Here is a 26,124-nt window from a genome sequence, read left to right on the forward strand (position 1 = left end):
CCCCGGCGGGGAGGGGGCGCTGCACTGGAAACCCCTGATGAGCACAGCACCCTGCCTGCTGCCCTATTTCGCGCGCGTGAATCAGATCGAGAGCGAGCCTTTGCCCCGGAACATCGACGCGTTGCTCGATGCCGCGGCCGACGCCGCGCCCGATCAGGTGGCGCTGCATTTCATCGCCGACGACCAGACTTATACCTATCGCGCCCTCCGCGACGTGGTGAACAAGGCGGCGAGCGGTCTCGCGGCGCTCGGGGTCGGCTACGGCACCCATGTCGCCCTGATGATGCCGAACATCCCGCAATGGCCGATCACTTGGCTGGCGCTGGCCCGCCTGGGCGCCGTCTGTGTCCCGATCAACGTCCGCTACACCAGCCGCGAGCTGCAATTCGCGATCGACGATGCCGAGGTCGAGCATCTGGTGATAGCCGAGCAGCACCTCCCGGTGGCAGCCGAGCTCACCGGTGGGCGGCTCAGGACCGTCGTGGTCGTCGGTGAGGCGGGCGCGGGACAGCTCGGCTGGCACGATGTCGTCGCCGGCGGTGATGCCCGCTTCACGCCGGCGCGCGAGCCTCTGCTCGACGACCTGATGAACATCCAGTACACCTCCGGCACGACCGGCCTGCCGAAAGGCTGCCTGTTGACCCAGCGCTACTGGCTCACCTGCGCCAAGGTCCACGCCGACGCGGACGGGATGGAGCACCAGAACATCCTGGCGTCCAATCCCTATTTCTACATGACGCCGCAATGGCTCACGCTGATGGCGTTCTTCCGCCGTGGCACCCTGTTCGTCGCGACGCATCGCAGCGGCACCAGCACGATGGCGTGGATCCGCAAATACCGGATCCATTTCGCCCTGGTGGGCAAGATCATCTTCGATCAGCCGCCCTCGGCCGACGACGCCGACAACAACATCAAGAAGGTCGCCATCTACGGCTTTCCGAAACAGGACCATGCGGCACTGGAGCGGCGTTTCGGCTTCGTCGCCCGCGAGGCGTTCGGAATGACCGAAATCGGCTCCGGACTGTTCATGCCGCCCGAAGCGTCATGCATGACCGGATCGGGGTCGGCCGGACTGGCGGCGCCGTTTCGCGAATGCCGGATTGCCGATATGGATGGGAACACCCTGCCGGCCGACCAGGTGGGCGAACTGCTCTTCCGCGGCCCGGGGCTGCTGACCGGCTACTACCGCCGGCCAGATGCCAACGCCGCGGGATTCCACGGCGACTGGTTCCGTACCGGCGATCTCGCTCGCCAGGACAAGGATGGTTTCATCTATATCGTCGGACGTATCAAGGACATGGTCCGGCGCGCCGGCGAAAGCGTCGCCGCCCGTGAGGTCGAGGAGGTCCTGATCGCGCTGCCGGAGATCGAGGAGGCTGCGGTCGTTCCCGTCCCGGACGCGCTGCGCGGCGAGGAAGTGAAGGCCTATATCCGCCTCCGGGCCGGGGTGACGCCCGAAGCCCTGCCGCCAGCCGCCGTCTTCGAACATTGCAGCCGCAATCTCGCCGTGTTCAAGGTGCCCCGGTACCTCGAATACCGCATTGTCGACTTCCCCCGTACCCCCTCGGGGAAGATCCGCAAGAGCGAGCTGGTCGCCGAACGGCCCGACCTGCGGGTCGGCAGTTGGGACCGGGTCGCAGGGCGGGCGATCTGATGCCCACCCCGCTATCGCTTCGGACTTGCGTCGACGCCCACGGGGGAAGCGACCGTTCCGGGATCACCGCCGGATGCTGATGTTTGTCTTTCGTCGGATTCTCGCGGCCCTGCTGATTGTCTGGGCCGTGGTGACGATCGTGTTCTTTTCGATGCGCATCATTCCGGCCGATCCCGCCGAGGTCGTGCTCGGCGACCAGGCATCGGCGGAGGCGCTCGCGGCGTTCCGCCAGCAGGCCGGGTTGGACCAGCCGCTGCTCAAGCAATATCTCGACCTGCTTGCGGGCCTGGCTCACGGTGATCTCGGGCATTCGATCATCACCAACCAGCCGATCGGCGAGCAGATCGCCGCCGCCTTTCCGCATACGCTCGCTTTGGCACTCGGCGTGCTTCTGGTGGGCGTGGTGATCGGCATTCCGATCGGCGTTGTGACCGCTGTCAGGCGCGGCACACGGCTCGATTTCTCGGGCCGCTTCTTCTCGCTGCTCGGACTGTCCTTTCCGTCCTTCTATGTCGGGATCGTGCTGTTGATCGTGTTTTCCGTTTGGCTCGGCTGGTTCCCGGTGATCCACGCGCCGCGCACCGGCACCATCGGCGAGACGCTCTACAAGCTCGTGCTGCCCTCCTTGAGCCTCGGCTTCGTGCAGGCGGCCTACATTGCTCGCCTGACCCGCTCGACCATGCTGGAAACCCTGAGCCAGGATTATGTCCGGACCGCCTTCGCCAAGGGGCTGCGGCCGTGGAAGGTCTATTTCAAGCATGCGCTGCGGAACGTGCTGATCCCGGTGGTGACCGCGATCGGCCTCTATACCGGCGCGATGCTCGGCGGGGCGATCCTGACCGAAACCGTGTTCAACCGGCCGGGGCTCGGCAAGCTGCTGATCGGCGCCGTCGCACAACGCGACTACAACCTGATCCAGTCCGGCCTGATCGTCTTCGCCAGCATCGTCATCCTGGTCAATCTGCTGGTCGACCTCAGCTACGGCCTGCTCGATCCGCGGGTGAAGAATGGCTGACCCGACCTCGCCCGCGGCGACTCCGATCGAGGCGGCCGCGCCAGCGCGGCGGAGCACCGGGCGCGGCCGCGCCCGGGTCTTCGTCCTGTTTCGCGACGCCGGCACGCGAATGGGCGCCGGCATCCTGCTGGTCGTGACGCTGGCTGCCTTGCTGGCCCCCTGGGTGGCGCCGTACGATCCGACAGCCCAATCGATCGTGGAATCATTTCATGGGCCGAGTGCCGCGCACTGGTTCGGCACCGACGAATATGGCCGCGACCTGTTCAGCCGCGTGATCTGGGGCGCCCGCCCGGCCCTGATCGTCGGGGTCTTGTCGGTTCTGGTCTCCATGATCGTGGGCGTGCCGCTCGGCATGGTCGCCGGGCTGAAAGGTGGTTGCGTCGATCTCGCGGTGTCGGCTGTGGTCGACGTCATGATGTCGTTCCCCTCGCTGCTCCTTGCGCTGATGATCGTGACCCTGGTCGGCTCGGGCCTGCACACGCTGGTGATCGCCATCGGCATCGCCCATGTCCCGCTGTTCATCCGGCTCGCGCGCAGTTCGACCATGCAATTGCGCGAGCTGGATTATGTGGCGGCAAGCCGCACGTTCGGCGGCCGCGACGGCTGGATCCTCGGTCAGCACATCCTGCCCAACATCATCGGGCCGTTGATCGTAATGGCCACCCTCGGCATCGCCGGGGCGATCCGCGACGAAGCGGCGCTGAGCTTCCTCGGGCTCGGCATCCAGCCACCCGAGCCGAGCTGGGGCAACATCATCCGCGACGGGGTCAGCGCGATCCTGGCCGCACCCTGGATGGCGCTGATCTCCGGCTTCGCTCTCGCCCTCACCGTTCTCGCCTTCAACATGATCGGTGATTCCGTACGCGATGTGCTCGACCCACGCGACATCGCCGCGGCGAGCAACGAGCGGGGCGAGCGGCGATGAGCGAGGCCCCTCTGGCGACCGGCAGCCTGCCGGCGGCTGGCGCGCCCTTGCTGTCGGTGCGGGACCTGCGGCTGACGGTCGCGGGGGCAGGGCGCCCGCTGGTCGACGGGGTCTCCTTCGATGTCCCACCCGGCGGGGTCGTGGGGATCGTCGGTGAATCCGGCTGCGGCAAGAGCCTGACGGCACTCTCGGTCCTGCGCTTGACGGCGCCGGCGATCGGCGTGTCGGGACAGATCCTGTTCTCCGGCGAAGACCTGCTTCGGGTCGGCGCGCAGCGCCTGCGGCAGGTTCGCGGCGGCGAGATCGCGATGGTCTTCCAGGAGCCGATGACCTCGTTGAACTCGGTCTTCACCGTGGGCGACCAGATCGCGGAGGCGATCCGCACCCATTACGCGGTGAGCCGCCGGGCCGCACGCGCGACCGCGATCGAGTTCCTCGCCAAGGTCGGCGTCCCGTCGCCGGCCACCCGCGTCGACAATTATCCGCATCAGATGTCCGGCGGCATGCGCCAGCGGGCGATGATCGCCATGGCGCTGGCCTGCCGCCCGAAGCTCCTGATCGCGGATGAGCCGACGACGGCACTCGACGTGACCATCCAGGCGCAGATCCTCGACTTGCTGCGGCAGTTGCGGGCCGAGTTCGGGATGGCCGTCCTCATCATCACCCATGATCTCGGCGTCGTCGCCGACCTCGCCGACGAGGTGGTGGTGATGTATGCGGGGCGCGTCGTCGAACAGGCGCCGGTCGCGACCCTGTTCGCCCGGCCCATGCATCCCTACACCGAGGGGCTGCTGCGCAGCGCCCCGCCGATCGACGTCGATGTCGAGCGTCTGCCCACCATCCCCGGCACCGTTCCCGCGCCGGGCCTGGTAATGCCCGGCTGCCGTTTCGCGCCGCGTTGCGGGTATGCACGCGCGGCTTGCGACCAGGGTGAGCCGCCGCTCATCCCCCTGGGCGGGGGCCAGCGCGCCGCCTGCATCCGCCACCGGGGCTATGCGCCATGACCGCACCTTCCGCGCCGATGCTGCAGGTCGACGACCTCAAGGTTCACTTCCGCACCCGCGTCGCACGGGCGCCATGGAAGCCGGTTCAGGTGGTGCGCGCGGTCGACGGCGTCTCGCTCATGATGCAGCCGGGCGAGACCCTCGGCCTGGTCGGTGAATCCGGCTGCGGCAAGTCGACCGTCGCGCGCGCCGTCATCCGGCTGCTGCAGCCAACCGCCGGGCGCATCCTGTTCAACGGCCGTGACATTACCGACCTGTCGCAGGAGGCGCTGCGACCGATCCGGCCCAAGATCCAGATCGTGTTCCAGGATCCAGCCAGCTCGCTGAGTCCGCGCCTCACGGTTGACCGCATCATCGCCGAACCCATGCGGCTGGCGGGTTGGGAGAAATCCCGCATCCGCGACCGCACCGGGGAGCTGCTGCGCTTCGTCGGGCTCGATCCGCAATATGCCTACCGCTATCCGCACGAGTTTTCCGGCGGCCAGCGCCAGCGCATCGCGATCGCCCGCGCCCTGGCCCTGTCGCCGGAGCTGGTGATCTGCGACGAGCCGGTCTCCGCCCTCGACGTGTCGGTCCAGGCGCAGGTCATCAACCTGTTCAAGGACATCCAGCAGCAGCTCGGGATCAGCTACCTGTTCGTCGCCCACGACCTCGGCGTTGTCCGCCAGGTGTCGCACCGGGTCGCGGTGATGTATCTCGGCAAGATCGTCGAGGAGGCGCCGCGGGCGGCGCTGTACGAGACGCCCTTGCATCCCTATACCCAGGCGCTGCTGTCCGCCGTGCTGCGCCCGGTGCCGGGGGCGGCGCGCAACCGCATCGTTCTCGAAGGCGACATGCCGACGCCGATCGCCCCGCCGAGCGGCTGTCGCTTCCGCATGCGCTGCCCGCTGGCCGCACCAGTGTGCGCAGAGGCGGAACCGCCGTTGCAGGAGATCGCGCCGGGACGACGGGTCGCCTGCCATTTCGCGCCCGACGCAACGATCGCCCGTCCTTGATTGTCATGCGTCCTTGAATCAGGAGACCATCTTGACCTACCAGACCTTGGAACTCGTCGTCGACGACCGGGTGGCGAGCCTGACGCTCAACCGTCCGGAGCGTATGAATGCCTTCACCGAAGAGCTTCTGGTGGAGTTCAAGCAGGCAATCGCCGCCGTGGAGAAGGACGAGGCGGTGCGGGTCATCATCGTCTCCGGTGCCGGCGGAAAGGCGTTTTCGGCGGGGTATGATCTGCGGGACGGGGCGGAGGCACCGAAGCGCTCCATCGCCGAGCTGAACGAGCGCTACGACTGGCAGCAGACTTTCAACCTGTCGGTCTGGCATTGCAGCAAGCCGGTGATCGCCATGATCGACGGCTACTGCCTGGCCGGGGCGCTGGAGCTCGCGGCCTGCTGCGACATCCGATACTGCTCCGACACCTCCAGGATCGGCGCGCTGGAGGCCCGTTTCGGCGGCGGCATGGGCACGCTGATGCTGCCGTGGATCCTCGGCAACAAATGCCGCGAGCTGGTCTATACGGGCGACATTCTGCCGGCCGAGGACGCGCTGCGGATCGGCCTGGTCGACCGGGTGTTCCCGCAGGCCGATCTGGCCGCCGAGACCATGCGGATCGCGAAGCGCATGTCGCGGGTCGCGGCAAGCTGTCAGACCTGGAACAAGCGGGCCATCAACCAGACCTTCGAGATCATGGGCCTGCATTCGGCCCTGCGCCACGGCATCGACGCCGCCTCCATCCTGCGCGCCATCGGGTCGCCGGAGCGCGAGACATTCGACGAGCTGCGCCGGACCGAGGGGCTGGCCGTTGCCTTGGCTTGGCGCAAGTCGCTGTTCGCCCCGTTCGAATAGCGGGGATCGGCTTGCCCTGAATCTGCCAGCGTCCCGCCCGATCTCAGATCCACCCAGAGCCCGCACCATGTCTGTCCGCGACGAACTGGATTTGATCGAGCGCCACCGCGCCGCGGCGGAGCATGACAGGCTTCCGCCCAACCTGGGCGCCCTGGTGGAGCAGGCCGCGGCCCGCTATCCCGACAACCTTCTGTGGGTCCCGATCGACGACAACGGCCCAGCGCTGACCTATCGCGAGTTCCACGTCGCGGTGCTGCAATGCGCCGCGGCGCTGACGCGGTTCGGGATACAGAAGGACCAGCATGTCGGCCTGATGATGCCGAACATCCCGCCCATGGCGATCACCTGGATGGCGCTGGTGCGGCTTGGCGCCGTCGTGGTCGCGGTCAACACCCAACTGACCAGCGCCGAGGTTCGCCGTGCGCTCGATGCGGGCGACGCCGAGGCGCTGATTCTGGACCAGTCCTTTCTGCCCATCATCGAAGCCATCGGCGCCGCCGACCGGCGGGTGCCGGATGACCGGTTGATCGTGCATGGCGGAACTGGATCGCCGCGTTGGCAGGATTGGCATAGGCTGGTCGCGGCGGCGCCGGCATCCGTCGCGGCACCCCCGGTCGATGCCCAGGACACCGCGACCATTCTCTACACCTCGGGGTCGACCGGCCTGCCAAAGGGTTGCCTGCTGCCGCACTCCTATTGGCTGACGCTTGGCTGGGAACGGGCAAGGCAGGGACCGCCGGCGCGGCGCATCCTGATCGAAACCCCGCTCTATTACATGGGCGGGCAGTGGCGTTTCGTGATGGCCTTCTTCCTCGGCGCCGCCGTCTGCGTGGCGTTGCGGCCGAGCCTCACACGCTTCCTCGATCGGGTGCTGGCACACGGGATCGATTTCTGCGCCGCGTCGAAACTTCACGCGAAGCTGCCGCCCGACGAGCGCTTCAGCCGGCTCAGGCTTGCCTGGATGACCTCGTCGGGCCTGCCCAAGGATCTGCATCGGCCGCTGGAGAGCCGCTTCCGCGCGCCCATCCGCGAGATCTACGGCAGCACCGAGCTGGGCGCCACGATCTCGTTTCCCACCACGGCGACACTGATGATCGGCAGCGGATCCTGCGGCCTGCCCAACGCCTCGCGGGAGTGCAGAATCGTCGGAGCGGATGGGCAGGATGTCCGGCGCGGCGAGACGGGCGAGTTGCTCGTCACCGGCCGCGGCATGCTGAAGGGGTATCACAAGCGGCCCGAAGCGAACGAGGAAGCCTTTGCCGGAAGATGGTTCCGCACCGGCGATCTGTTCGTCCAGGATTCCGATGGCTTCTACTTCTGGCTCGGGCGCCTCCGCGACGTCATCCGCCGCAGCGCCGAAATCATCTCCGCGATCGAGGTGGAAACGGCCCTGAACGATATCCCCGAGGTTTTCGAGAGCGCCGCGTTGCCGGTCCCCGACGAGTATCGCGGCGAAGAAGTGAAAGCCTATGTCGCCCTGCAGCCAGGGCTGGACCGCCACGATCTTCCGCCCGAGAAGATCCTGGACCATTGCCGCAGGTCGTTGGCACCTTACAAGGTTCCGCGCTACATCGAATACGTGGCTGAATTCCCCCGCACCGCGTCCAACAAGATCGCAAAACAGGACCTCAAGCGTCGCCGCTGCGATCTGCGCGACGGAAGCTTCGACGCCCTTGATGGCGTCTGGCGATAGGGGGCGCAAGCGAGGCCAGGGTTACACAGAGGAAGAGGAGGGGCCACAGAGCGTCTCTTGGTTCCGCCAGCTCGCGCGAAATGCACGTGCCGGGTGGCGCGAGCGGCAGCTGTGCTATGCTGATGGCAACAGGGGAGGACATCCGATGGGCGCTGACGCGAATCGTGTGATCTTGACTGGCGAAAATCCGTTCATCCGACTGAGCGACGGGGTTGACGCACCGGCCACCACCAATGCGAGCTTCTGGCGCATCCAATTCTGCCCGGCCGGACCCGGGCATGTTCTGTATCTCCGCAGCGAGCTGACCGAGGATCGCTGGCGCATCTATTCCGACAATATCGCCATGGCGCGCTGGCTGCAGGCAACAGTGCAGGGGATGCTGAACGCGGAGACGGCGGAGACGGCGATTCCCGTGATCGATGCCGAGTTCGAGCGGTCCGGCGACGCGAGGACATTCTGGACCGAGCGGGTGACCTCGTGGGACGAGGACATCGCCCTGACCTGGTACGACATCGGCGATCCGGTGCTGATCCATACGCAGCCGAACGAGGATCCGGGTCGGCGGTACGGTGTTTGCACGGTGCTGGTGCCGGCGCTGGGGGCGAGGCTGGTGCGCAACGGGGTGCATGCCGCCGGGCGGGCGCAGCCGCGCGAGCGCGAGGGGCGGCCGTTCAGCACCTGTGCGCTGGCGTTCTCGGAAAGCTGGACGGAAACGCGATAGGCCATCAGGAGCGGGTCAGGCTTCCGGCACGCTGCCGGAGGTGGCGTCAGCGCCTCGCAGGGTTGCGCCATGGGCGAAGGCGGATCAGGTGCCGGCGCCTTGATGGGCTGAGGGCTCACGTCTGGCCCAGGCTTCGGTCCGGCGCTGGCGGGTTGGGCTTGCCTGCGGTGTCGAAGATTGAAGACGGCCAGACGAACAGGCGCAGCGGGCGGTAGGCTGAGGCCCATCCAGGAGGCTTGAATCTATCCTGAGCGCCTTGCTTGCCTGCGCAGCATGATGCGGATCATCGAGATGCGGACGAAAGTTGCGGCGCATCGGCCCGCTCACTCTTCCTTCGGGTATCCGAATCTGTTAAGAAATCACACCCGCGTGGTCGAGACTTTTGGCAGCGCGCGAAGACTATGCGGAATCTGTATTGAATTAGGGAGTGCCAGATGGCTGATCCGGTCCTGCAGTCTATTTCCTGGGGCGCCATGACTGGCACGACCTCAACCGGCGGTAAGACTTATGCCAACGCCGGCGATACGATCAAGATCGTCTATAATTTTGCTGTCGCTACGGGCATGCACGGCGGTGATAGGATTCTGCTGAGCAACGGTGAGTATGCCATTTATTCCAGTGGCAGCAACACCACAGCAGTCACGTTCACATATACGGTTGGTGCAGGATCTTCGGTAAATATAGCCAACCTGATGCTGGCCGATACCAGAATTTACCCAGGTAACTCCACCACTCCTTATGCCACCGGATATAATACGGCCGGGGTTCCCTCGTCCGCTCCGGCGAACCCTATTGTGGTCGACAACACCGCACCCGCGGCGCCGGCCATTACTGCCATCACGACCGACAGCGGCGTGGTTGGTGACCATCTCACCAACGACACCTCACTGACCCTCAGCGGCACCGCCGAAGCGAACAGCGTCGTCAAGGTGTATCAGAATGGCACTCTGATTGCGACCGTCACCGCGGATGGTTCCGGGGTCTGGAGCGCCGCCAACCCCAATATCCTGACCAACGGCACCACCTATAATTTCACCGCAACCGCAACCGACCTTGCCGGAAACGTCGGAACCGCCTCCGCCGTCTATGCGGTGGCCATTGATACAGTCGCACCGTCGGTAACCGCGGCGAGCGTGACCAGCGGCGACATTCTTGTCGGCGAAGTCGCAACCTTTACCCTGACCACAGACGAGGCGGTGGTCGTCACCGGCACGCCGACATTGACGCTTAGCAACGGCGCGACAGCGATCTACGACAGCATCAGCTCCACCGCCCAGTCGCTCGTGTTCAAATACACCGTTGCGGATGGCGATACACCGACGGCCGATATCACCGTCACCAGTGTCTCGGGCGTGACGGATGCGGCCGGCAACGTCGTCAGCTATTCCGGCAGCCCGACCGGTTCGCCCCTCATCATCTGCTTCTATCCCGGTACGATGATCGCCACACCGACGGGTGAGGTGGCAGTCGAGACCCTCAAGATTGGCGACCTCGTGCTGACTAGTGAGGGCAAGGCCGAGCCGGTGCGCTGGATGGGCCGCCAGACTGTCTGCACCTTGTTTGCCGATCCGCAGCGGGTACTTCCTATCCGCGTCACCGCTGGGGCGCTGGGCGAGAATATGCCGGTGCGCGACCTGCTGGTCTCGCCCGACCACGCCCTGCTGGTCGACGGTATCCTGGTCCACGCCGGGGCGCTGGTGAACGGCAGCACGATCCGTCGCGAGCGGACGGTCCCGGTGATCTTCACCTATCACCATGTCGAACTTGCCGACCAGCAGCTGATCCTGGCGGAAGGTACGCCAGCCGAAACGTTCGTCGACAACATCGACCGCTTGGCGTTCGACAACTGGGACGAGCATGAGGCCCTGTATGGTCATCTGCCCTCGATCACGGAACTGGACCTGCCTCGCGCCAAATCCGCCCGCCAGCTTCCTGCCGCGCTGCGCGCCCGGCTGACCGGCAGCATCGCCGCCTGAAGAAGCCTCGACGCGGGCGGGCCTTTCAGGCTGCCCGGAGGGTCTTTGGGCGGTACTGGAATGATGAACGATCGCGAGCTGATAACCGCTGGCGTTGAGGCCCGGCGCAATGGTAATCGGCCCGCTGCACTGGAGCACTTCCTCGCCGCCATCCAGGCTGCGCCCACCGAGATCGTGGCGCGGCTTGAGGCGGCGCAGGAACTGCGCTTCGCCGGGCAACTGGCTGAAGCCCTGGCGGTTCTGCCCGAGGACGCGGTCGGCAAGCCGCAACGGGCGTCCTTGCTCACCTTGCGGGCCATCCTCACACGCGAACAGGGAGACCGTGCGGCGGCTCTGGTCCTGTTCCGTGCGGTGGTGGAAGCCTGCCCGGATCATTTGGCCGGACGGCTTGAGGCGGCGCAGGAACTGCGCTTCGCCGGGCAGTTGGCTGAAGCCCTGGCGATCCTGCCCGAGGACGCGGTCGGCAAGCCGCAACGGGCATTCTTGCTCACCTTGCGGGCCATCCTCACACGCGAACGGGGAGACCGTGCGGCGGCCCTGGTCCTGTTCCGCGCGGCGGTGGAAGCCTGTCCGGATCATTTGGGCGGACGGCTTGAGGCGGCGCAGGAGCTGCGCTTCGCCGGGCAGCTGGCTGAAGCCCTGGCGATCCTGCCCGAGGACGCGGTCGGCAAGCCGCAACGGGCGTCGTTGCTCACCTTGCGGGCCATCCTCACACGCGAACGGGGAGACCGTGCCGCGGCCCTGGTCCTGTTCCGTGCGGCGGTGGAAGCCTGTCCGGATCATTTGGCCGGACGGCTTGAGGCGGCGCAGGAACTGCGCTTCGCCGGGCAGTTGGCTGAAGCCCTGGCGATCCTGCCCGAGGACGCGGTCGGCAAGCCGCAACGGGCGTTCTTGCTCACCGTGCGGGGCTATCTGTACCGCCGCCTGGGCGACCGGGTCGCGTCGCAGGCGGCGTTCTCCGCTGCCGCTGCCGCGGCGGCAGCGGTGCCACAAAACCCAATATACCACCGTGCCGTGTTGGCGGAACATCGCGCCCACGGTTGCCCGGAGCAGGCACTGGAGTGGATTGAGCGTCTGCCCGAATCCCTGCGCACGACGTCCTTGCTGTTAGCCGAGCGCGGCCATATCGCCATGGCGATGGGCGAGCACACCGCGGCTTTGGAAGCCTTTCGTGCCGTCTCGGCATTGCCGGGGGCACCGGCAGACTGCTGGGCCAACCTGGCCCATTGCTATCAATGCCTGGGGGCGCCAGACCAGGCTATCACGGTCTGTGAGGAGGCGCTGCAGCGGGAACCGGGGCATGCCGGCACGCTGTTGCGCTTGGCCGAACTGTACCTGTTGGCCAACCGCTACGACGAATGCCGCGCGCTTTGCAGCCGCATTCGGGCCTCGACCGACCACGCCGCCGCCGCCTGGATCCTGAGATGCCGCGCGACAACCCAAGCCGAGGGCACGGCCGCCGCGTTGGCGCTGACCCTGCGAGCCGAGGCTGAGCTGGGTCCGAATGCTGCGCTGCTGGCGTACCGGCTGGAGTTGCTGATGCGTTACGGGCGCTTCGCCGAGGCACTCGCCGTGTGTGAGGCCATGGCGGACCGTTTGGTGGATGAGCCACAGCTCCGGCTGATGGCGGCCCGGCTGCATCTCAGCCAGCATCGCCTGGTGGCGGCGGCCGCCCTGCTCGATGGATGGGAGCCGGCCGCCGCCTGGCAACGCATGCACGCGGAACTGTTGCGCGGCACTTTGGCCGAGTCGCAGTGGCGGCTGGCGGATGCGGTCGGCCATTTCCGGGCGGCACAGGCGCTGGACCCCGGTGCCGCAGCGCCATCCGAGCAACTGGGCCGGGTGGCGCTGCTCTTGCTGGACATCGAAACCGCCAATGCGGCCCTGCGCCACCACGCCGGTGCTGAGAGCAGCCGGCGGCGGCTGCTGGGCCAGTCCGGCAACGCCAGCCAGAGCCTGCTCGGCCAGGTGATGGATGAGTATCGGTTGGATGCGGAGCTGATCGGCAAGCTCCGCAAAGTGCAGGCTCTGCCGCCGGGGGCACGCCTGGGACAGCTGCTGTCGCTGGTCCGCGGCAATCCGGACTCCACCCCGGTCGCCATTGCCCTGCTATTGGCGTTGCGCCAAGCTGGAATGCTGGATTTGGCGGTGCCAACAAGCATGGCGCAACGGCGCATTCCGCGCCGGATCATTCAGTTCTGGGCACAGGGCGCGCCGCCGCCCGAAATTGCCGCCCTTATGCAAACCTGGCGACGATGGCATCCCGGTCATGACTGGAGGTCATTTGATGATCCTTCGGCGATGGCCTGGCTGGAGCAGCACGGGATGCACGATGTGCTGCGTGCCTATCGCCGCGCGCGCGAGCCCGCCCAGCGAAGCGATCTGTTCCGGCTCGCCTTCCTGGCGAAAGAGGGTGGGCTCTACGCCGATGCCGACGATGCCTGCCTGGCGCCGCTGGACCACCTGGTTCCGCCAAACACGGGCCTGCTGTGCTACCAGGAAGAGTTTGCCTCGCTGGGGAACAACCTGATCGGCGCCGCGCCGGGCCATCCGGTGATCCGCCGCGCGCTGGCACTGGCCACTGAAAGCGTGCTGCGCGGCGACACCGACCTTGTCTGGCTTGCCACCGGCCCCGGGCTGCTCACCCGGGCCTTCGCGCAAGAGATGGCAGCCTCGGAACATCCGGCGCGTGCCTGGTTGGCAGATGTGGCGGTGTTGGAGCGCGGCGTGGCGACGAACGCCACGGCCATGCACTTGCAGGTCAGCTACAAAGGCAGCAACGCCCATTGGTTGCGGGGCGCATTCGTGACCCGGGGCCGGCACAAACCGGGCGCCCCGCTGGCCGAACGTCGCTCCGCTTGAGCCGCCCGTCAGCTTATCGCAGGCGGCAGATCAATTCGCGCGTGCCCATGATGGACCACGGCCACGGGGTTGCGCCTTGTTCAGCCGGTGGTTAGCAAATTTCCGGAATGGTCACCTGGTGATCCGATGGCATTTCAAGCAGGAGCGCCTCCAACGCCTCCAACGCCTCGTCGACCTTGTCCACCGCGTCGATCAGCAACACGGCGCCTTCGGGCTGTTGCAGCGTGCGCAACGGAGGACGCGAGGCAGTTGCCATGCGCGTGCTCGTGGGACAGCATTCTTGCACATCAGCGGCGCACACGGAGCTGCCCATGCCCAGGCCGATCGACCGGACCTCCGTTGCGGGGAAGGAATTTCCCGCCACCGATCACCTTCAACTGGTCGTGCTGGGCGCCGGGCCCGCCGGTGTGGCCGCTGCGGTGGAGGCGGCACGGCTGGGCCTGCGGGTGATGTTGGTTGACGAGCATCCCGTGGCCTCGGCCCTGATGGGCATCGACGTGCCCTGGATGTTCGGCGAGCGCATGACCGCATCCGTGCAGAACCAGCCGCGCATGCTGGAGCGCATCGTCGCTGCACGCCCGGAGCTTGAGCAGGCATTCGAGGTTGGCGTGGACGTACGGCTGGGTGTCTATGTCTGGGCTGCCTTCGTGACAGGGCCGACCAGCAGGGCACTGCCCTGCCGCATGCTCGCCTTGGCCGATGAGACGCAATCATGGCTGATCGGTTTCGACCGGCTGGTCGTCGCGGCGGGCGCGCGCGATCTGGCGGTCGCCTTTCCCGGCTGGGACCGGCCGGGGGTGATGGGGGCGCAGGGCTTCGCCGCCGCAATCGGACTGTACGGCGCATTTGCAGGACGGCGCGTGGTGGTCCTGGGCGCCGGTGTGACGGGACTGCGCTGCGTGCAGCAGGCGCGGGAGGCCGGGATCGAGGTGGCCGCGGTGGTTGATGTCGCGGCTGCCGCTCACGAGGAATTCGCCACCCATGGCGTGACGGTTCATTCGGGCTGCGCCGTGCGCGGCGTGGAGGGCGGCGCGGAGGTCGAGGGGATCTCGATCGTGCCGGTTGGCGGTGGCGCCGCAGTGACGATCGCGTGCGACACGATCGTGTCCGCCCTCGACACTGTGCCGAATGTCGAGATGTTCGACTTGCTGGGCTGCGCCATGGCGTTCCGCCCTGAGTGGGGCGGGCACGTGCCGGTGACGGATGCAGACGGGCGCTGCTCGGTCGATGGGATCTATGCGGCGGGCGATTGCGCGGGGATCGGTGACGCAGAGCCGCGTGATCCCGCATTGGCCGCTTCGTCCGGGCGGGAGGCGGCACGCGCGGCCGCACGTGATGCCGGGTTCGCGGCGCCGGCGCCGGCGAGGACAATCCGGACACACGGGGGCGACCGTGAGGCTCGGCGGCGGCACTGGTTGCAAGTGCATGCGGGGCCGGCGGCGGCGCTGACGATCTGCCGATGCGAGGACGTGACGCTGCGCGATCTGCTTGGCGTTCGCCCGCCGCGTTATCTCAGCTACGACGATGCGAAGTTCGCGGGGCGCGATGTGCGGACGCTCGCAGGCGACGGACCGGTGAATCAGGATCAGGTGAAACGCCTGACCCGTGCAGGCATGGGACCCTGCCAGGGGCGCCGCTGCCGGGAGCAGGTGCAGACGCTGCTGGCCATGCAAGGCAACCAGCCCAGCGGCAGTGTGCCGATGCCCAGCTATCGGGCGCCGCTGCGCCCGCTGCCGCTGTCGGTATTGTCGGCGCATGACGAGAGTGCGGCGTTGCGGGCCAACTGGACGGGCTGGTTCGGCATCGCCCCACAATGGTTGCCGCACTGGGAGAAGGTTCCGGAAAACCCGGAGTACTGGGGCGGACGTATCTTCTTGGATGCCGCGAAATGAGCGGCCATGTCGTCGTGATCGGCGGTGGCGTCACCGGTCTGTCCACCGCATGGTGGCTGCGGCGGGAAGGGGTCGCGGTGACGCTGGTGGAAAGAGGCATCGTCGGATGGGAGGCATCCGGCCGCAACGGCGGTGGTGCGACGCATGCTTATTCGCCGTTGTTCCGCGAGGAGCAGCGGCTCTGGCCCATGATGGATGAACTGCTCGGCTATCCCACGGAGTATCAGCCGCAGCGCATCCGTATCGCCTTGGATCCGGCCCAGCTGGAGCAATACTGGCGGGTGACGAATCTGGCGGTGCAGCAGGGCTTCCGTGCCGAGGCGCTGGACGCGCACGCCCTGAAGGAACTGGTGCCCTGGGTGCCCGACAGCGTAGCGGGGGGCCTGCTGTGGCACTTCGGCGGCCACGCCAATCCGCAGCGAACGGTGCAAGCCTATGCCTGGGCTATCGAGGATCTCGGTGGCACGATCCTGCAACACACCGCGGTGACGGGCTTCGATCTGCGCGGCGACAAGGTTGTGGCGGTACAGACGGACCAGGGCCCCCTTGGCTGCGACGCCGTGGTGATTGCCGCGGGGCCGCATACGGCGCAGTTGGCGGCGATGGTCGGCGTAACCGTGCCGATTGCGCCGGCGCGGGCGGAGATGATCGTCACCGAGCCGTTGCCGCTGATCCGGCATGGCGGCGCGGATGGCAACGGGCTTTACGGGCGCCAGACATTGCGTGGAAACCTCGCCTATGGCGGCGGACCGCATGAGTGGCTCGAGCTTCCCGACGCGCGCACGCCCAAGGCGGTCAACTCGCCGGTCGTGCGCAGCCTGGCGCGGCGGCTGCATGAATTGTTCCCGAAAGTCGCGCACGCGCGGGTGATTCGCAGCTGGGCCGGCGTTGTTGAGAACACGCCGGACGGCCGGCCGATCCTGGATCGGCTGGATGCTCCGGCGAACCTGGTCATCGCGACGATGTCCAGCGTGGGGTTCGGGCTGTCGCCGGCGTCGGGGCGGGCGATCATGCAACTGGTGACGCAGGGACGGTGCGACTTCGCCGATCTGAGCCAGCTCACGCTGTCGCGCTTTGCCGGGCTTCCGACCGACTGGCAGGCCCGCAACGGCTGGGTGCCCTGGTCGCCCGATGGAGCGGAAGGAGAGCGAGGGCCCGCGCGCGCCGATGCGGCGGGCCCCCTGAGTGCGTCAGGTCAGGCCCAGGCCCACTCGTAGAGATTCCAGGCGGCGTTGACGGTGTAGCCGTTCGGCTTGATGCCGGTGAGCTGCTTCTTCTTCAGGTTGCCCTGGTACGTCCCGCCGTGCGGCGCGAAGGGCACTTCCTCCGCCAGGATCTCCTGAATCCTGGCATAGGTTGCCTTGCGGTCCTCGATATTGGCCTGTGTCACGCCGAGTTCGAGCAGCCGGTCGACTTCGGCGTTCTCATACTGCACGTAGTTCGACCCGACGCCGGTTTTCGCCGGGATCTGCTTCGAATGGGCGCGCGCGGTGTAGTCCGGGTCCATGCCCACGGTGGGCTCCCACGACACAAGCAGCGTGTCGAACTGGCTTTTTGTCGTGTACTCGCCCCACACCACGGAGGCCGGGAAGTTGCGGATCTCCATCTCCACGCCGATGCGCTTCCAGTTCTGCTGGAACAGTGCCTGCGCGTTCTGCCTCGCCGGGACGCCGGCGGTGGTGGACATCGTGAACTTCAGCTTCACGCCGTCCTTTTCGCGAACACCATCGGCGCCGACCTTCCAGCCGGCCTCGTCGAGCAGTTTCGTCGCCGCCTCGGGGTTCGGGGTGGGGTCCTTGAGACTGGAATTGTACGCCCAGTGCGACGTGTGCAGATAGGACAGCGTGCGCTTGTAGGTACCGAAATAGACGTCGTCGATCGACTTCTGCATCTCCAGCGCCATGTACAGCGCCTTGCGCACTTTCGGGTCCTTGAACTGCGGCTTGCCGCAGTTGAAGTAGACGAACTGCACCCAGGGCTGCGGCGTGGTAAGCAGGTCCCGATCGGGTATCGCCGCCGCTTCACGCCAACGGTCCCCCGGCACGCCCGACAACCCCATGTAATCGACTTCGCCGGTCTTCGCCTGCCCGTACAGCACGAGCTGGTCGGGGACGAATTTGTGAATGAACTGGCGGAACTTTGCGGCGCCCCGGTGATAATTGGGGTTGCGCTCGTAGATCATGTGGCTGCCGGCGGTCCGGCTTTTCAGCAGGAACGGGCCGGTGCCGACGGGCTGGCTGTTGAAGCCCGAGGTGTTGATGTTGCTTTCCTTGGACAGCAGGTGCTGCGGCACGATGTGCATGTTCTGCCATGCCCAGGCGAACGGCACATAAGACCGTGACAGCTCGATCTCGATATGGGTGGAATCGACGACCTTGAAGTTCTTGATGAGATCGAACCCGCTGCGGCTGCGGATCGCCACCGCCGGGTTGATGATGGTCTGGTAGGTGAACTCGACATCCTTGGCCGTGAAGGGCTGCCCGTCGGTCCATTTCACGTCCGGACGAAGCTCGATCTTCCAGACCAGGCCATCGGCGGAGATGCCGCCGTTCTCCTTGCTGGGAATTTTGGTGGCCAGGTTCGCGATGAACTCGCCCTTCTCGTTCACGTCCCACAATGCGTCGAACATGCAGGTCTCCGGCACGTTCTCGGTGCCGGCATTCACCCAGAGCAGCGGGTTGAACTGGACCGGCTCCTGCGTCATGCCCAGGATCACGCGTTCGCGGTTGATGGATTGTGCGTGGCCGGTCCTGATCCCGGCCGGAAGGATCAGCGGCGCCGCCAGGCTACCAGCCAGCGCTTGCCGGCGCGTGATGCCGAATCGTTTTGTTCCAGACATGCAAGCCTCCTTGTTCTGAGTGTCGGGGCGTTAGCTGGTCGGGACTCCATGCGCAGGCGCGGGTCGAGCGCGTCGCGCAGGCCGTCGCCCAGAAAGTTGAAGCCCATGACGGTGAGGGTGATCATCACGCCGGGAAGTATCGCCAACCACGGAACGGTGTCGAAATAACCCTGGGCGTTGGTCAGCATGTTGCCCCAACTGGCCAAAGGCGGCTGCACGCCGTAGCCGAGGTAGCTGATATAGCTTTCCATGAGCACCGCCGCCGCCACTTTCAGCGTTGCCGCCACCAGCAGCGGGGCGACGATGTTGGGCAGCAATTCCTGGAACATGATACGCGTCTTGCCGGCTCCGAGCGCGCGGGCGGCCTGGATGAAGTCCTGTTCCTTCAAGTGGAGGATTTCCGACCGGACAATGCGCGCGACCTCCATCCAGGATGTAAGCCCGATGATCAGCGAGATCGAGATCAGGGTGGGCGGGATGAAGGCCGCGACGACCAGCAGCAGGAAGACCTGCGGGAAACATAGCATGGTGTCGACGAAGCGCATGAGCAGCGTATCCGTCCAGCCACCCAGATAGCCGGCCAGAAGCCCGATAACCGAACCCGTCACCACCGTGGTCGCCATGGCCACCAGGCCGACGGTCAGCGAGATCTGCCCGCCGTACAGCAACCGGCTGAGCGTATCGCGGCCGAGTTCGTCGGTGCCCAGGGGGAACGTCCAGCTGGCGAACGGCAGCAGGAACCGCACTGAGGTATCCAGCAACAACGGATCGCGCGGCGCGATCGCGGGGGCAAGCAGCGCCGAGAGGCAAAGCAGAACCACTGTCACGCCGCCGAACAGCGCCAGATGGTGGCGGGTGAAGCGGCGCATGACACCGGCGCGGGCGGCGCTGCTCATGACAGGCGCACCCGAGGATCGAGCAGCGCAATGATGACATCGGCGATGAGATTGCCGGCGATGACGAACAGCGCAGTGAACATGATCATGCCCATCAGGATCGGGTATTCCTTCATGTTCAGGGCATCCACGAACAGCCGCCCCATTCCCGGCCATCCGAAGATCGTCTCGGTCACCAGCGCGCCCGAGAACAGCGCCGGCAGTTCGATGCCCAGCAATGCGATCAACGGCTTCAGCGCATTCGGCATGGCGTGGCGCAGCAGTCGTTCGCGAGGGCGCAGACCCTTGGCCTTGGCAGTGCGCATATAGTCCTGGTGCAGCACTTCGAGGAGGGACGACCTTGCGTAGCGGCTCCAGATGGCGGTGATGACAAGCGCCAGCACGATCGCCGGCAGAACCAGGTGCCGGAGCAGATCGAGCGGATTGCCTTCCTCGCCAAGCTCGAACATGCCGCCACTCGGCAGCCAGCCCAGACGAACCGCGAAGAAGTAGATCGCCATGAGGCCGAACCAGAATGTGGGGAAGGACAGCGCCACCATCGCGCCCGTCGTGGCGAGCGTGTCGAACACGGAGTAGCGCCGCACCGCCCCGAGGATGCCGATGGTGACGCCGATCAGGATGGCCAGCGAAAGTGCGGATCCCATCAACAGGAACGTCGCCGGCATGCGCTCGAGAATCACATCCAGCACGGGGCGACCGCCGAAGAACGTGTTGCCCCAGTTGCCCGTGAACATGCCCGCGGCCCATTTCAGGTATTGGATATGCACCGGCTGGTCCAGGCCGAGCACCAGGCGGATGCGCTCGATGTCCTGGTTCGTGATGGTGGGATTGAGCGTGTAGACGGCCAATGGCCCACCCGGCGCCAGGTGCATCAACCCGAAGCCGATGATCGACACGCCGACCAGCAGCGGCACCGATTGCAGTAGGCGGCGAGTGATATAGGACAGCATCGGAGCCCCCTATGCCGGATACAGATGGCAAGCGACCATGTGACCGCCGGGAAGGGTGGTCGTGGCCGGCGCCTCCTGTGCGCACCGGGCCATGGCACGCGGGCAGCGCGGATGGAAGGCGCATCCGCCAGGAGGATTGGCGGGCGAGGGCATGTCACCGCCCAGCACGACGCGCCGTCTGGTGTGGCCCGGGTCTGGCGACGGCACGGCGGCCAGCAGGGCCTCGGTATATGGGTGCTTGGGGTCGAAGAACAGCGCCTCTCGCGGGCCGCTTTCGACGACACGGCCCAGATACATGACCGCCACCCGGTCGCAGATATGGCTGACCACGCCGAGATTGTGCGAGATCAAGATGTAGGTGAGGCCGAGCTCGCCTTGCAGCCGCTTCAGCAGGTTCATGATCTGCGCCTGGATCGACACGTCCAGCGCGGAGACGGGTTCGTCGCCAATGATCAGCCGGGGCCGCAACGCCAGGGCACGGGCGATGCCAATGCGCTGGCGCTGGCCGCCGGAGAACTCGTGCGGATAGCGTTGCGCCGCCTCGGCGGGCAGACCCACGAGGCGCAGCAACGCGGCGGCGCGGTCCCGGGCTTCGGCGCCGCGTGCGACGCCGTGAATCTCGAACGGCGCGGCCAGAATGCGGCCCACGGTCATGCGCGGATTCAGTGAGGACATCGGGTCCTGGAACACGATCTGCATACGCTGGCGCAGCGGCATAATCTCGCGTTGGGGCAGCCGGGTGATGTCACGGGATTCGAAGAGGATCTCACCGTCGGTTGGCTCCGTCAGCCGCAGGATCGTCTTGCCCGTGGTGGTCTTGCCGGAGCCGCTCTCGCCGACGATGCCCAACACCTCGCCGGCGGCGAGATCGAGGTCCACGCCATCGACCGCGCGGACATGGCCGACCGGGCGGCGCAGCACTTTCGACAGGATCGGGAAATACGTGCGCAGATTGCGAACCCGAAGCAGTTGCTCAGCCATGACGCGGCTTCCAGCAGGCGACTTCCCGGTCGGACAAGGCCGGTTGCAGGGCCGGGCGGGTGCCGTGACATGCGGCGTCGGCATAGGCGCATCGGGGCGCGAAGGCGCAGCCCGCAGGCAACGTGCCTGGCGCAGGCACGAATCCCGGGATTTCCGGCAACTCCGCGGCCGGCGTGCGGACGACGCGTGGGATGGAGCGCAGGAGCCCTTCCGTGTAGGGATGCAACGGCGCCGCGAACAGCGCTGCCACCGGCCCGGTCTCAACGATGCGGCCGGCATACATCACCGCAACGCGATGCGCCGTTTCCGCGATGACTGCCAGATCATGCGTGATCAGCAGGATCGCCGTGCCCATTTCCTGCTGCAGCTGCTCCAGCAGTTCCAGGATCTGTGCCTGGATGGTCACGTCCAGCGCCGTCGTCGGTTCGTCGGCGACCAGGACCGAGGGGCGACATGCGAGTGCAATGGCGATCATGGCGCGCTGGCGCATGCCGCCGGACAACTGGTGCGGATAGACGGTCGCTGCCTGCGCAGGGCGAGGGATCCCGACGAGCCCGAGCAGCTCGTGCGTGCGTGCACGCGCGGCGGCCGCTGTCAGACCAAGATGCCGGACCAGCGGCTCGTCGATCTGCCGGCCGATCGTCATGATCGGATTGAGCGAGGTCATCGGCTCCTGAAACACCATCGACAGGCGCGAGCCCCGAAGATCCGTCATCTCCCGCTCGGGCAGCCGCAGCAGGTCACGGCCCTCGAACATGACCGCCTTGCCGTCGATTTGCGCCGGCGGAGTTTCCAGCAGGCGCAGCAGGGCGAGGGAGGTCATGGTCTTGCCGCTGCCGCTCTCGCCCACGAGGCCAAGCGTCTCGCCCCGGCGCAGATCGAAGGAGACTCCATCGACGGCACGCATCACCCCGCCGGGAATGCGGAAATGCACGTGCAGATCATCGACGCGAAGCACTGGCGCTGTATTGGCAGCCGAGGAGAGATCCGGCGCGGTCGTATCGGCGAGCGTCATCAAGGGCCTCGTCGAACTGGGATCAGGACAAGGATGCTGCCAGGGCCTTGCGATCGCCGCAACAGCGTTGCGGGGTCATGCGACGTCGTAACCCGTTTCCAATGCGGCGTGCGTGAGGGATTCCAGGAACGACACGGCGTAGGAGGAGAACACGATCAGGTCGAATCCGGGTGCCGCATCGCTATGGTGCAATACGCAGGCCAGATCCGCGACCGGCGTCACGGCGACACGGCCCGGGCCGAATGCGCTGGGATGCAGATCCACACGGCAGAGTTTGGCCAGCACCCAGGCAGCGCGGCGGCCGGAAATGTGGAGTACGGTCCGGCCATGCGTCTGGTCGACCACCGAGCCCGCATCGCCGCATGCCGCCTTTATCCTGGCGGCGAGTGCGCCTTCGCTGCCACGTGGCGCCACCAGCATCCAGGCGTCAGGCTGAATCCAAAGCGCCGTGATCTCGCCGGCCGACGCGGCGTTACCGGGCGAGGGCAATTGCAGGTCGAATCCAGCCTGCATGGCACTGGCGACGTCGTCGCCTCGGCCTTTGCGTGCGAAGAGCTGCACCAGCACGCACTGGCGCTCGCTGATGTACACAGGGGCGTCGCCTGGCGCCCCGTAACGTCCGGCGGTGAGATGGCGGGCGAGCGGGCTGACCGGTTCAGGCGCGGACACGCTGGTTCTCCGGATCGACGAAATACGGGCTTACGATCTCCACTTCCACCACTTCGCCCTTCAAAGGAAATGTTGCGTGCATGCGCGTGCCGATACGCTGGGCGCCGCCGCGCAGCATCGCAAGCCCGATCCAGCCCTCGATCTCGACCGCGCGTGTCACGCTGGTGATCCAACCATGGCTGGTGGTGCTGCCCGGCTCGACGAGATGTGCGCCAGCACGCAGCTTCTCGTCGCGGCGAGCCGCGCGCAGCCCGACGAGAGTCGGCCGACCGGTGTCGGTCAGGCCGGCCCGCTGCGCCAGGGTTCGGCCGATGAAGTCGCCGCGCTTCTTCAGCATCCTGGCGAGGCCGAGATCGGCGGCGGTGGTCTGGCCGTTCAGTTCCGAGCCGGCGACGTGACCTTTCTCGATGCGCAGCAGGCCGAGCGCTTCAACCCCGTAAGGGGTGATGCCGAATTCGCGGCCGGCCGCCAGGACCGCGTTCCAGACTTGCTCGGCGTATCCTGACGGAGTGGCGATCTCATACGCCATCTCGCCCGAGAAGCTGATGCGAAACACGCGGACCGGGCGGCCCTGCACGGTGCCATCGCCCACTGCCATGAACGGGAACGCCCCGTTGGACAGGTCGATGCCGTCAACGATCCTGGCGATCGTGTCGCGCGTCTTCGGGCCGGCGATCGACATGGCCGCCCACTGGTCGGTGACCGAGGCGAGCTGCACATCGAGGTCCGGCCAGGCCGTCTGCAGATGGAATTCCATGTGCGCCATCACCGCGGCCGCATTCACGGTGGTGGTGGTGACGAAGAAACGATCCTCGGCCAGGCGCGATGTGGTGCCGTCGTCGAACACGATCCCGTCCTCGCGCAGCATCAGCCCGTAACGGGCGCGCCCGACGGCGAGGGTGGAAAACGTATTGGTGTAGAGGCGATCGAGGAATGTCGCGGCGTCGCGGCCTTGCACGTCGATCTTGCCCAGCGTGGACACGTCGCAGATGCCGACGGCACGCCGCACGGCGCGGGCCTCTCGCAGCACGCTCTCCCACGCGTCGGTATCGGTGGGGATCGGGTAGTAGGCCGGACGCAGCCACTGGCCGGCATCCATGAATTCGGCGCCGTTGCGCACATGCCATTCATGCAGCGCCGTGCGGCGGGTTGGGGCAAAGTGCTTGCCGACATGCGCGCCGGCGATCGCGCCCCAGGTGACCGGCGTCGCGAACGGGCGGAATGTCGGCAGGCCCACATCCTGCACGCGCTCGCCGCGCGCCTCCGCCAATACCGCAGCGCCGACGATGCCGCCGGTTTTGCCCTGGTCGGTGCCCATCGTGTGCGTCGTGTAGCGCTTGGCGTGTTCGATATGCTTGTAGCCTTCGCGATGCGCCAGGCGGATGTCGTCGGTGGTGACGTCGTCCTGGATGTCCACGAAGGCCTTGCCGCGGGCCTTCACCTCCCAGATCGGCAGCACGCGGGCGTCGGCAGTCGTGCCGGTCGGCAATGGGATGGCGGGTGCGGCCGCGCCAAGGGCCGCGGCGCCTGCCTTTGCGCCATCGGCCGCCGCCTCGGCGATCCCCGTGACGCCCGCGGCGGCGCCGGCGGAATGCTGCGCCAGAACGGGGACGCCGGGAACATAGGTGGCGAGCGCCTCGTTCCATCGCAGCGGCGTGCGCGATTGGCTGGCGAGATGCACGGCCGGATTGATGCCGCCGGAGACGCAGAGCAGGTCGGCGACGACCGCAGTATCGGTGCCGGCGCCGCCACGACGGCGCACATGGGCGCCGTGCAAAGCGGTGCCGCCGGAGGTTCCGGCGATCTCGCTGTCGGCCCAGACGGAGATGCCCCGGGCGCGCGCGGCGGACGCACCGGCCGACTCCGGCCGCGGATCGACCGCACCGGCGATGGCAACGCCCGCGTCCTGCAGCGCGAACAGGCTGTCATAGGCCGCGTCGTTGTTGGCGAAGAGCAAAGCGCGTGCGCCCGCCTTCACGCCGAACCGCGTCGCATAGGCCTGTGCGGCACCGGCCAGCATCACACCAGGGCGATCATTGCCGGGGAAGGCGATCAGACGCTCATGCGCCCCGGTCGCCAGCACGACAGTCTTCGCGCGGATGGTCCAATAGCGCTGGCGCGGCGTGTTCGGCAGTGGCGCCGCCACGTGGTCGGCGACACGTTCCACCGCACCCAGGACATTGTGGTCGTAATAGCCGAACACGGTGGTGCGCGGCAGGATCGTGACCTCGGCCATGGACTGCAGCGCCGACACCGTCTCGTCACGCCAGGCCGCGTGCTCGGGTTCCATCAGCAGGCCGCCGCCGAGTTCGAAGTCCTGCTCGCACAGGATCACGCGCGCACCGCCGGCGCCGGCGACCCGCGCGGCGGCCAGGCCGGCCGGGCCTGCTCCGACGACCAGCACGTCGCAATGCGCGTGCATGGTCTCGTACTGGTCAGGATCCGGCTCGCGGGCGGCGCGGCCAAGGCCGGCCGCGCGGCGGATCAGCGGCTCGTAGACCTTTTCCCAGAACGAGGCCGGCCACATGAAGGTCTTGTAGTAGAATCCGGCCGACAGAACCGGCGCGGCCAGGGCGCCCAGCGAAAGCAGATCGAAGCGCAGCGAGGGGAAACGGTTCTGGCTGGCCGCCTCCAACCCGTCGTACAGCTCCGCCATCGTCATGCGCGTGTTCGGCTCGCGCCGGGCGCCGCTGCGCAACTCGGCCAGCGCATTCGGCTCTTCGGTGCCCGCGCTGAATATGCCGCGCGGCCGATGCAGCTTGAAGCTGCGCCCGACCAGACGCACCCCGTTGGCGAGCAGAGCCGAGGCCAGCGTATCGCCGGGATGACCTTCATAGGCGCGTCCGTCGAAGCGGAAGCGCAGGACGCGATTGCGGTCGATGCGTCCGCCGGATGCGGTGCGAAAGCGCTGGGTCATTCCGAGGGCACATCCACGACTGTCGTGGCTGGTGCCACCTGCCGCACTTCATGCGTCATGGTATGGCGCACCACCTTCAGGAACTGCCTGCAACCCGCGGCATGATGCCACCACTCCACGTGCCAGCCGCGCGGGTTCCGCCGTGTGTAGACATAGTCGTAGAAAGCGTCGGCCGGCGCGTCGGCGGATGGACGCCGGACTGTGGCATCGCCCCGATAGGCGAACTCGACCTCGTCGCGCGGCCCGCAATAGGGGCAATCGATGCGGATCACG

21 protein-coding genes are annotated in these 26,124 nt (G+C 66.9%); 12 read left to right on the forward strand and 9 right to left on the reverse strand.

Annotated features, from left to right (window positions below):
• Positions 1–37 precede the first annotated feature (37 nt).
• From OL599_RS13090 to OL599_RS13140, 10 genes are all read left to right on the forward strand, one after another.
• A complete protein-coding gene (locus OL599_RS13090) occupies positions 38–1,654 on the forward strand; it encodes a class I adenylate-forming enzyme family protein (protein ID WP_264714228.1) in 1,617 nt (538 codons plus the stop codon).
• Between the two features lie 73 nt (positions 1,655–1,727).
• Positions 1,728–2,669 carry an ABC transporter permease gene (locus OL599_RS13095; RefSeq protein ID WP_264714229.1) on the forward strand — a complete coding sequence of 314 codons (942 nt, stop codon included), beginning with the start codon at positions 1,728–1,730 and terminating at the stop codon, positions 2,667–2,669.
• Entirely contained in the window at positions 2,662–3,594 is a 933-nt protein-coding gene (locus OL599_RS13100) for an ABC transporter permease (RefSeq protein ID WP_264714230.1), read from the forward strand. Before OL599_RS13095 ends, OL599_RS13100 begins: the two co-directional genes overlap by 8 nt.
• Complete coding sequence (locus OL599_RS13105) at positions 3,591–4,598, forward strand: ABC transporter ATP-binding protein (RefSeq protein ID WP_264714231.1); 1,008 nt, start codon at positions 3,591–3,593, stop codon at positions 4,596–4,598. The genes OL599_RS13100 and OL599_RS13105 overlap by 4 nt, the downstream gene beginning before the upstream one ends.
• On the forward strand, positions 4,595–5,593 hold the full coding sequence (locus tag OL599_RS13110; RefSeq protein WP_264714232.1) for an ABC transporter ATP-binding protein: 999 nt from the start codon (positions 4,595–4,597) through the stop codon (positions 5,591–5,593). Before OL599_RS13105 ends, OL599_RS13110 begins: the two co-directional genes overlap by 4 nt.
• Before the next feature lie 31 nt (positions 5,594–5,624).
• Positions 5,625–6,440, forward strand: coding sequence for an enoyl-CoA hydratase/isomerase family protein (locus tag OL599_RS13115; protein WP_264714233.1), 816 nt, complete (start codon positions 5,625–5,627; stop codon positions 6,438–6,440).
• Between the two features lie 67 nt (positions 6,441–6,507).
• On the forward strand, positions 6,508–8,133 hold the full coding sequence (locus OL599_RS13120) for a class I adenylate-forming enzyme family protein (protein ID WP_264714234.1): 1,626 nt from the start codon (positions 6,508–6,510) through the stop codon (positions 8,131–8,133).
• A gap of 172 nt (positions 8,134–8,305) precedes the next feature.
• A complete protein-coding gene (locus OL599_RS13125; protein WP_283949698.1) occupies positions 8,306–8,854 on the forward strand; it encodes a hypothetical protein in 549 nt (182 codons plus the stop codon).
• Between the two features lie 434 nt (positions 8,855–9,288).
• Complete coding sequence (locus OL599_RS25900) at positions 9,289–10,830, forward strand: Hint domain-containing protein (protein WP_283949699.1); 1,542 nt, start codon at positions 9,289–9,291, stop codon at positions 10,828–10,830.
• Between the two features lie 63 nt (positions 10,831–10,893).
• Positions 10,894–13,692: a tetratricopeptide repeat protein gene (locus OL599_RS13140; RefSeq protein WP_264714235.1), complete on the forward strand. Its 2,799-nt coding sequence runs from the start codon at positions 10,894–10,896 to the stop codon at positions 13,690–13,692.
• A 91-nt stretch (positions 13,693–13,783) separates the two neighbouring features.
• Here the strand turns inward: OL599_RS13140 and OL599_RS13145 are convergent, their stop codons facing one another.
• The gene (locus OL599_RS13145) at positions 13,784–13,948 is read right to left on the reverse strand and encodes a hypothetical protein (RefSeq protein ID WP_264714236.1); all 165 of its coding nucleotides are present in this window, start codon (positions 13,946–13,948) and stop codon (positions 13,784–13,786) included.
• A gap of 55 nt (positions 13,949–14,003) precedes the next feature.
• Here OL599_RS13145 and OL599_RS13150 point away from each other — a divergent pair, with 55 nt between their 5' ends.
• A complete protein-coding gene (locus OL599_RS13150; protein ID WP_264714238.1) occupies positions 14,004–15,584 on the forward strand; it encodes an FAD-dependent oxidoreductase in 1,581 nt (526 codons plus the stop codon).
• Entirely contained in the window at positions 15,581–16,801 is a 1,221-nt protein-coding gene (locus OL599_RS13155) for an NAD(P)/FAD-dependent oxidoreductase (RefSeq protein ID WP_264714239.1), read from the forward strand. The genes OL599_RS13150 and OL599_RS13155 overlap by 4 nt, the downstream gene beginning before the upstream one ends.
• On the opposite strand, the gene OL599_RS13160 is transcribed toward OL599_RS13155, so the two are convergent.
• The 8 genes from OL599_RS13160 to OL599_RS13195 all read right to left on the reverse strand — a co-directional run bounded on the left by OL599_RS13160 (position 16,780) and on the right by OL599_RS13195 (position 26,123).
• The gene (locus OL599_RS13160; RefSeq protein ID WP_264714240.1) at positions 16,780–18,423 is read right to left on the reverse strand and encodes a peptide ABC transporter substrate-binding protein; all 1,644 of its coding nucleotides are present in this window, start codon (positions 18,421–18,423) and stop codon (positions 16,780–16,782) included. The two genes, OL599_RS13155 and OL599_RS13160, sit on opposite strands and share 22 nt — an antisense overlap.
• The gene (locus tag OL599_RS13165) at positions 18,354–19,319 is read right to left on the reverse strand and encodes an ABC transporter permease (protein WP_264714241.1); all 966 of its coding nucleotides are present in this window, start codon (positions 19,317–19,319) and stop codon (positions 18,354–18,356) included. The genes OL599_RS13160 and OL599_RS13165 overlap by 70 nt, the downstream gene beginning before the upstream one ends.
• On the reverse strand, positions 19,316–20,269 hold the full coding sequence (locus OL599_RS13170; protein WP_264714242.1) for an ABC transporter permease: 954 nt from the start codon (positions 20,267–20,269) through the stop codon (positions 19,316–19,318). The genes OL599_RS13165 and OL599_RS13170 overlap by 4 nt, the downstream gene beginning before the upstream one ends.
• A 9-nt stretch (positions 20,270–20,278) precedes the next feature.
• Positions 20,279–21,250 (reverse strand): ABC transporter ATP-binding protein, encoded by a 972-nt coding sequence (locus tag OL599_RS13175; protein ID WP_264714243.1) that lies wholly within the window; start codon positions 21,248–21,250, stop codon positions 20,279–20,281.
• Positions 21,243–22,265 carry an ABC transporter ATP-binding protein gene (locus OL599_RS13180; protein WP_264714244.1) on the reverse strand — a complete coding sequence of 341 codons (1,023 nt, stop codon included), beginning with the start codon at positions 22,263–22,265 and terminating at the stop codon, positions 21,243–21,245. The genes OL599_RS13175 and OL599_RS13180 overlap by 8 nt, the downstream gene beginning before the upstream one ends.
• 75 nt (positions 22,266–22,340) lie before the next feature.
• A complete protein-coding gene (locus tag OL599_RS13185) occupies positions 22,341–22,934 on the reverse strand; it encodes a sarcosine oxidase subunit gamma (protein WP_264714245.1) in 594 nt (197 codons plus the stop codon).
• Positions 22,921–25,851 carry a sarcosine oxidase subunit alpha family protein gene (locus tag OL599_RS13190; RefSeq protein WP_264714246.1) on the reverse strand — a complete coding sequence of 977 codons (2,931 nt, stop codon included), beginning with the start codon at positions 25,849–25,851 and terminating at the stop codon, positions 22,921–22,923. Before OL599_RS13190 ends, OL599_RS13185 begins: the two co-directional genes overlap by 14 nt.
• Positions 25,848–26,123: a sarcosine oxidase subunit delta gene (locus tag OL599_RS13195; RefSeq protein WP_264714247.1), complete on the reverse strand. Its 276-nt coding sequence runs from the start codon at positions 26,121–26,123 to the stop codon at positions 25,848–25,850. The genes OL599_RS13190 and OL599_RS13195 overlap by 4 nt, the downstream gene beginning before the upstream one ends.
• Position 26,124 lies beyond the last annotated feature (1 nt).

The sequence above is a fragment of the Limobrevibacterium gyesilva genome (genome assembly GCF_025989185.1).
GTDB classification, from domain to species: Bacteria; Pseudomonadota; Alphaproteobacteria; order Acetobacterales; family Acetobacteraceae; genus Limobrevibacterium; species Limobrevibacterium gyesilva.

What these genes read in the sequence shown, in the direction of transcription:
- OL599_RS13170 (WP_264714242.1), bottom strand. Translation starts at nt 20,269, where the DNA reads ATGCTGTCCTATATCACTCGCCGCCTACTGCAATCGGTGCCGCTGCTG.
- OL599_RS13140 (WP_264714235.1), top strand. Translation starts at nt 10,894, where the DNA reads ATGAACGATCGCGAGCTGATAACCGCTGGCGTTGAGGCCCGGCGCAAT.
- OL599_RS13110 (WP_264714232.1), top strand. Translation starts at nt 4,595, where the DNA reads ATGACCGCACCTTCCGCGCCGATGCTGCAGGTCGACGACCTCAAGGTT.
- OL599_RS13145 (WP_264714236.1), bottom strand. Translation starts at nt 13,948, where the DNA reads ATGGCAACTGCCTCGCGTCCTCCGTTGCGCACGCTGCAACAGCCCGAA.
- OL599_RS13175 (WP_264714243.1), bottom strand. Translation starts at nt 21,250, where the DNA reads ATGGCTGAGCAACTGCTTCGGGTTCGCAATCTGCGCACGTATTTCCCG.
- OL599_RS13105 (WP_264714231.1), top strand. Translation starts at nt 3,591, where the DNA reads ATGAGCGAGGCCCCTCTGGCGACCGGCAGCCTGCCGGCGGCTGGCGCG.
- OL599_RS13155 (WP_264714239.1), top strand. Translation starts at nt 15,581, where the DNA reads ATGAGCGGCCATGTCGTCGTGATCGGCGGTGGCGTCACCGGTCTGTCC.
- OL599_RS13100 (WP_264714230.1), top strand. Translation starts at nt 2,662, where the DNA reads ATGGCTGACCCGACCTCGCCCGCGGCGACTCCGATCGAGGCGGCCGCG.
- OL599_RS13160 (WP_264714240.1), bottom strand. Translation starts at nt 18,423, where the DNA reads ATGTCTGGAACAAAACGATTCGGCATCACGCGCCGGCAAGCGCTGGCT.
- OL599_RS13120 (WP_264714234.1), top strand. Translation starts at nt 6,508, where the DNA reads ATGTCTGTCCGCGACGAACTGGATTTGATCGAGCGCCACCGCGCCGCG.
- OL599_RS13190 (WP_264714246.1), bottom strand. Translation starts at nt 25,851, where the DNA reads ATGACCCAGCGCTTTCGCACCGCATCCGGCGGACGCATCGACCGCAAT.
- OL599_RS13090 (WP_264714228.1), top strand. Translation starts at nt 38, where the DNA reads ATGAGCACAGCACCCTGCCTGCTGCCCTATTTCGCGCGCGTGAATCAG.
- OL599_RS13150 (WP_264714238.1), top strand. Translation starts at nt 14,004, where the DNA reads ATGCCCAGGCCGATCGACCGGACCTCCGTTGCGGGGAAGGAATTTCCC.
- OL599_RS13095 (WP_264714229.1), top strand. Translation starts at nt 1,728, where the DNA reads ATGCTGATGTTTGTCTTTCGTCGGATTCTCGCGGCCCTGCTGATTGTC.
- OL599_RS13180 (WP_264714244.1), bottom strand. Translation starts at nt 22,265, where the DNA reads ATGACGCTCGCCGATACGACCGCGCCGGATCTCTCCTCGGCTGCCAAT.
- OL599_RS25900 (WP_283949699.1), top strand. Translation starts at nt 9,289, where the DNA reads ATGGCTGATCCGGTCCTGCAGTCTATTTCCTGGGGCGCCATGACTGGC.
- OL599_RS13165 (WP_264714241.1), bottom strand. Translation starts at nt 19,319, where the DNA reads ATGAGCAGCGCCGCCCGCGCCGGTGTCATGCGCCGCTTCACCCGCCAC.